Source organism: Coprococcus sp. TM115-187, assembly GCF_027679115.1.
In the GTDB taxonomy this organism is placed as follows: Bacteria; Bacillota; Clostridia; order Lachnospirales; family Lachnospiraceae; genus Allocoprococcus; species Allocoprococcus comes.
Genome location: NZ_JAQEKS010000062.1, coordinates 1 through 697, shown reverse-complemented (window position 1 = coordinate 697; position 697 = coordinate 1). Strand labels below are relative to the sequence as shown.

The window sequence follows — 697 nt, the reverse complement described above, 5'->3', positions numbered from 1 at the left end:
TGGAAAGACCGCTTAGAAAAGCAGAATATACCATCCACATAGAAGTCCCGCCAAATCCTTTCTGGGCTTCTGTCGGGTTGTCCATAGAGCCGCTCCCTATTGGAAGCGGAGTGCAGTATGAAAGCAGAGTTTCACTTGGATATTTAAATCAATCGTTCCAAAATGCGGTTATGGAGGGGGTTCTTTATGGCTGCGAGCAGGGGCTGTATGGATGGAAAGTGACAGACTGTAAAATCTGTTTTGAATATGGATTGTATTATAGTCCTGTAAGTACCCCCGCAGACTTTCGGCTGCTTTCCCCTATCGTATTGGAGCAGGCTTTAAAAAAAGCAGGGACAGAACTATTAGAGCCATATCTCCACTTTGAAATTTATGCACCGCAGGAATATCTCTCACGGGCGTATCATGATGCTCCAAGGTATTGTGCAGATATTGTAAGTACTCAGATAAAGAATGACGAGGTCATTCTGAAAGGAGAAATCCCTGCTAGATGTATTCAAGAATACAGGAACGATTTAACTTATTTCACAAATGGGCAGGGAGTCTGCTTGACAGAGTTAAAAGGATACCAGCCAGCTATTGGTAAATTTATTTGCCAACCCCGCCGCCCGAATAGCCGTATAGATAAGGTTCGGCATATGTTCCACAAGTTAGCTTAACAGCTTGCAAAAGTCATATAAAATGAGATTTGAAAGGA

General features: G+C 42.9%; 1 pseudogene. It reads left to right on the top strand.

Going from position 1 to position 697, the window contains the following annotated elements:
* Positions 1 to 659, top strand: a pseudogene (tet(O), locus tag PGW42_RS15810) (tetracycline resistance ribosomal protection protein Tet(O)); the annotation flags it as partial.
* Positions 660 to 697: the final 38 nt, after the last annotated feature.